The organism is Dietzia sp. SYD-A1, from assembly GCF_015356725.1.
Classification (GTDB): domain Bacteria; phylum Actinomycetota; class Actinomycetes; order Mycobacteriales; family Mycobacteriaceae; genus Dietzia.
This window is the reverse complement of the sequence record NZ_JADDKI010000546.1, coordinates 1-4,582: the sequence shown is the minus strand read 5'-3', so window position 1 is coordinate 4,582 and position 4,582 is coordinate 1. Positions and strand designations below refer to the sequence as shown.

6 protein-coding genes and 1 riboswitch are annotated in these 4,582 nt (G+C 71.0%); of the genes, 4 read left to right on the top strand and 2 right to left on the bottom strand.

Annotation, left to right across the window (positions count from 1 at the left end):
• Positions 1-163 precede the first annotated feature (163 nt).
• The 4 genes from IY392_RS16735 (at position 164) to IY392_RS16720 (ending at position 3,653) form a co-directional block, all read left to right on the top strand.
• Positions 164-490, top strand: coding sequence for a hypothetical protein (locus IY392_RS16735; RefSeq protein WP_194861838.1), 327 nt, complete (start codon positions 164-166; stop codon positions 488-490).
• 45 nt (positions 491-535) lie between these two features.
• Positions 536-716: riboswitch (cobalamin riboswitch) on the top strand.
• A gap of 54 nt (positions 717-770) precedes the next feature.
• Positions 771-1,799 (top strand): ABC transporter substrate-binding protein, encoded by a 1,029-nt coding sequence (locus IY392_RS16730; protein WP_182613493.1) that lies wholly within the window; start codon positions 771-773, stop codon positions 1,797-1,799.
• 4 nt (positions 1,800-1,803) lie between these two features.
• Positions 1,804-2,865, top strand: a complete 1,062-nt coding sequence (locus IY392_RS16725) for an iron ABC transporter permease (protein WP_194861841.1) — start codon at positions 1,804-1,806, stop codon at positions 2,863-2,865.
• Positions 2,862-3,653 carry an ABC transporter ATP-binding protein gene (locus tag IY392_RS16720; RefSeq protein WP_228549551.1) on the top strand — a complete coding sequence of 264 codons (792 nt, stop codon included), beginning with the start codon at positions 2,862-2,864 and terminating at the stop codon, positions 3,651-3,653. The genes IY392_RS16725 and IY392_RS16720 overlap by 4 nt, the downstream gene beginning before the upstream one ends.
• Positions 3,654-3,719: 66 nt before the next feature.
• Here IY392_RS16720 and IY392_RS16715 read toward each other — a convergent pair whose 3' ends face one another.
• On the bottom strand, positions 3,720-3,857 hold the full coding sequence (locus IY392_RS16715; RefSeq protein ID WP_182613492.1) for a hypothetical protein: 138 nt from the start codon (positions 3,855-3,857) through the stop codon (positions 3,720-3,722).
• Between the two features lie 42 nt (positions 3,858-3,899).
• Positions 3,900-4,582: precorrin-6A synthase (deacetylating) (gene cobF, locus IY392_RS16710; protein WP_194861837.1), on the bottom strand; the 683-nt coding region annotated here is incomplete at its 5' end.

Sequence of the window (4,582 nt, the reverse complement as noted above, 5' to 3'; positions counted from 1 at the left end):
GCCCGACGGAGCCGGCGGATGGTCGCTGTCCGCCCGGGTCCGCACCGCCCACCTCGCCGACCTCGCAGGCGCTCCCGCGCTCGCCGTGGTCCCGGAGGGCGCAGCGTCGGGCGATCTCGTCGAGATCATCGACTGGATCTGAGGTGGGGTACACGACATCGCCGTGGCGTTCGATCTCGCCGCGGTTGCCTCGGCGCTCGCCGCGTACACCGGACACCGTGGGTGGGTCACCGATCCCCGCAAGGGCTACCGGGTGCCTGACCGGGTCCGCAATGATCCCGTGCTGACCCATAGGGCGAACCGACTGGTGGCGACGTGGTGCCTGCTCGCCGCCGGGTTGGCGTCGGCACCGGTGATCGCGGTGGTTCCCGCGCTGATGTCCGAGTTCCGGTTGGACTCCACCACCGGCTTCCTCGCCGTCGCCGCCGCATACGCGCTGGTGGTGGGCGCGATCGCTCGGTACCCCTTCGCCCGGATACAGCACCTGTAGGACGGGCGCAGCCGGACGCTCCAGGACGGGCTGACGACCGGGTCGTGTTAACGTCTGATCGCCAGCATGACCCCCTGGGGTCGCGGGAACCCGGTGTGACTCCGGGACTGACGCGCAGCGGTATGGGTGATGGCGGGGCACGATGCCACTGGATCGCAGGATCTGGGAAGGCGCCCCGTCCAGGTGATCCCGAGTCCGAATACCGGCTGGCCCTCGCGGTCCCCACCGCCAGGTCATGATCGGGCTTCGCGTTCCAGGCCCGCGACCTCGGAGTACACCCATGCGCAAATCAGGCCTGATCGCCCTCGTCGGCGCCGCCGCCCTCGTCCTGACCTCCTGCACCGCCGATGACCCGGCCGCCACCGCCGGCCCCGCGGTCGGCCCGATCGAGAACTGCGGACAGGAGGTGACCGTCGACTCCGCTCCCGAGCGGATCGTCTCGCTCAACCAGAGCTCGACGGAGATCCTGCTCGCCCTGGGCCTCGCCGACCGGATGGTGGGCACCGCCACCTGGACCGACCCCGTTCTGGACGAGTTCGCCGAGGCCAACGCCGGCATCCCGCGACTGGCCGACAACGCGCCGTCGATGGAGTCCGTCCTCGACGTGGAACCGGACTTCGTCACCGCCTCGTTCGGCAGCACGCTCAGCGAGGGCGGCGTCGCGACCCGCGAGCAGTTCCATGAGCTGGGCGTGGGCACCTACCTCTCCCCCGCCGACTGCGTCGGCAAGATCTCCGATTCCGGGGACGGGGTGCGAGAGCAACCGTTCACCCCGGATCTGCTCTACCGGGAGATCACCGAACTCGCGCAGATCTTCCAGGTCGAGGAGGCCGGAGAACGACTCGTGACGGACCTGCAGGGCCGGCTCGACCGGGCACACGAGGACGTGGACGCGACCGGGGTCTCGGCGATGTTCTGGTTCGCCAACTCCGAATCCCCGTACCTGGCCGGCTGCTGCGGTGCCCCCGGACTGATCTCGACGACCCTCGGTCTGAAGAACGTGTTCGACGACACCACCCAGGAGTGGCCCCAGATCAACTGGGAGGTGGTGGCCGAGCGCGATCCCGACGTCATCGTCCTCGGCGACCTGACCCGCCGGAGCCAGACCGCCGAGACCGGGGCCGCCAAGATCGCCTACCTGGAATCGAATCCGGTGACCCGGGAGATGTCGGCGGTCCGCGAGAAGCGGTTCATCGAGCTCACGGGCGCAGAGATGAACCCCTCCCTCCGCACGGTCTACGGCGTCGAGACCGTCGCCGCGGGCCTCGACGACCTCGGGCTGGTCGGTGAGCACGATCCATCGAACTGACCTGCTGCCCAGTGCCCCGCCGGTTCGCAACACCAGACAGGCTCCTCTCCGGCGCCCCGCCGCCCTGGGCATCCTCTGGATCGCCGGCGTCGCCGTCCTGCTGGTCTCCACGGCGCTGGTCCTGACGATCGGTCCCTCGGGTCTGACGGCCGGCGACGTCGTGCAGTCCGCCCTGGCGCGGCTCTCCGGCACCGAGTCGGGGCTGACGCGCATCCAGGAGGGGATCATCTGGAACCTCCGGTTGCCCAGAACCCTCATGGCGGCACTGGCCGGCGCGGGGCTCGCCCTGTGCGGGGTGATCCTGCAGTCCCTGCTCCGCAACCCTCTGGCCGACCCGTACATCCTCGGAATCTCCTCCGGCGCCTCGACGGGCGCGGTGCTCATCGTGGTGCTCGGTGTGGGGGCGGGGGCGGTCGGTCTCACCACGGGCGCGTTCGTCGGGGCGCTGACCGCCTTCGGGTTCGTCCTGCTGTTGGCCTTCGCCTCCGGCGGAACCACCGACCGGGTGGTGCTCGCCGGGGTCGCCGCCACCCAGCTGTTCTCGGCCGTGACCTCGTTCGTCGTCTATACCGCGGCCGACGCCGAACAGACCCGCGGTGTGTTGTTCTGGCTGCTGGGCTCGCTGTCCTCCGTCCGGTGGTCGGACGTGGCCGCGTGCGGCGTCGTCGTGCTCGCCGGTCTGCTGGTGTGTCTCCTGCACACCTCCAGCCTCGACGCCTTCACCTTCGGCCAGGACGCGGCGGCCGCCCTCGGTGTGGACGTGGCCCGCACCCGGCTCGTGCTCATGGTGGTCACCGCACTCATCACCGCGGTCATCGTCAGCACCTGTGGTGCGATCGGGTTCGTGGGTCTGGTGCTGCCGCACGCCGCCCGGGCGGTGGTCGGCATGCGGCACCGCGTCCTGGTGCCGACGGCGGCGTTGATGGGAGCGGTCTTCGTGGTCTGGATCGACGCCGCCGCCCGGACGGTCCTCGCGCCGCAGGAACTGCCGATCGGAGTGGCCACCGCTCTGATCGGCGTGCCGGCGTTCGTGGTCCTCCTCCTCCGCAAGGGCAGGGCCCGATGACGACCGGGCCCCCAGAGGGGCAGGGGGCGGCGACCCTCGAAGCCCAGGGCGTGTCGTGGTCCGTCCGCGGTCGGCCTATCCTGAGAGATCTCTCCCTGGCACCGGAGCCCGGGACGATGGTGGGGGTCCTCGGCCCCAACGGCTCGGGCAAGTCCACCCTGCTGCGCGTCATGACGGGCCTGCTGCGGCCCTCGACCGGTCGCGTCCTGTTCGACGGCACGGACATCCGGCGCCTGCCCCGCAGGCGGGTCGCCCGGCACGTGGCCTTTGTCGAGCAGGAGGTGTCCACCGACCAGAACCCGACGGTGCGGGACGTGATCGAGCTCGGTCGCATCCCGCACCGCGCCGCGTGGTCGGGCCCCCGCACGCAGGACGAGGAGGCCGTACTCCGCGCCGCCGCCACCACCGCCCTCACCGATCGTCTCGACCAGCGGTACGCCACCCTCTCGGGCGGCGAGCGGCAGCGGGTGCAGATCGCGCGGGCGCTGGCTCAGGAACCGGACGTCCTCGTGCTCGACGAGCCGACCAACCACCTCGACATCCGCCATCAACTCGACCTCCTGGCCCTGGTCAGGGGCACCGGGGCGACGGTGGTGGCGGCGCTGCACGACCTCAACCTCGCGGCCAGCTTCTGCGACCGGCTCGAGGTCCTGTCCGGGGGGCGCCTGGTGACCGGGGGCCGCCCGTCGGAGGTGCTCACACCAGCGCTGATACAGACGGTGTACGGGGTCCGCGCGGAGGTGCTCCACGACGGACCCGCGGTGCACGTGCGCTATCTCGCCCGCTGACCCACGGGAGCCTGGGCGTGAACCGCGGGCGCAGGTCCGCGATCCCCGACCGAGGGGCGCAGCTGTTCAGCGCTTGCGGTTGCGGAGCTTCTCCGCGAATTCGCGGGCCTTGCGCTGGTTCTCCGGCTTGGACGCCTCCCGCCTGACCACTTCGACGGCCTTGAGCGCGACTCCGGTCTTCAATGCGTTTCTCAGGAACGCCATCGGGTACCTCCATCATCGGGGAGCGCCAGTGTAGGCACCCTGTCAGCCGGCCGCGACCGGGCGGCGCAGCAGGTAGACGTCCATCACCCAGCCGTGCTCCGTGCGCAACCGCTCGCGCGCGTTCCGGATCTCGGGCAAGACATCGCCGACCCCGCCCGAGATCAGGCACTCCCCCCGGTCACCGAGGTTGCCGCCCCACCAGATGTGCCAGTCCGCCAGGTGATCGAGAGGCAGGCCGACGTTGAGCATCACCACCACGTTGTCCGCGCCGCCGGCGACGACCTCCGCCAGACGACGGCCAGTGGTCACGGTGACCGTCCCGCCGATCTCGTGCAGGACCAGCCGGTGACGCGCGGCCAACACCTGTAGAGCGGAAATGCCCGGGACCACCTCCACGTCAAAGTCGAGCCGGCCACGGGCGAGGATCCGGTCGACGATCCGCAGCGTGGAGTCGTAGAAGGCCGGATCACCCCACACCGGCACCGCCACGTCGCCGGGCCGGTCCGCCAACACCCTCTCCCACGCCAGGGAACGGGCCTCGTGCCAGTCCAGGACCACGCCGCGGTACCCGTCCTGTGAGGAGGTCGACGACGACGAGCGGTCTCGTTCCGGATCAGCGACTCCCACCAGCTCGACGCCCGGCGCGTGCCGGGCGAGCAACCGCCGACGGAGGTCGACCAGCGGGTCGCCCGGGCCCTTGACGGCAGCGAGCGCATACTCGGACG

What these genes read in the sequence shown, in the direction of transcription:
- IY392_RS16730 (WP_182613493.1), top strand. Translation starts at nt 771, where the DNA reads ATGCGCAAATCAGGCCTGATCGCCCTCGTCGGCGCCGCCGCCCTCGTC.
- IY392_RS16720 (WP_228549551.1), top strand. Translation starts at nt 2,862, where the DNA reads ATGACGACCGGGCCCCCAGAGGGGCAGGGGGCGGCGACCCTCGAAGCC.
- IY392_RS16715 (WP_182613492.1), bottom strand. Translation starts at nt 3,857, where the DNA reads ATGGCGTTCCTGAGAAACGCATTGAAGACCGGAGTCGCGCTCAAGGCC.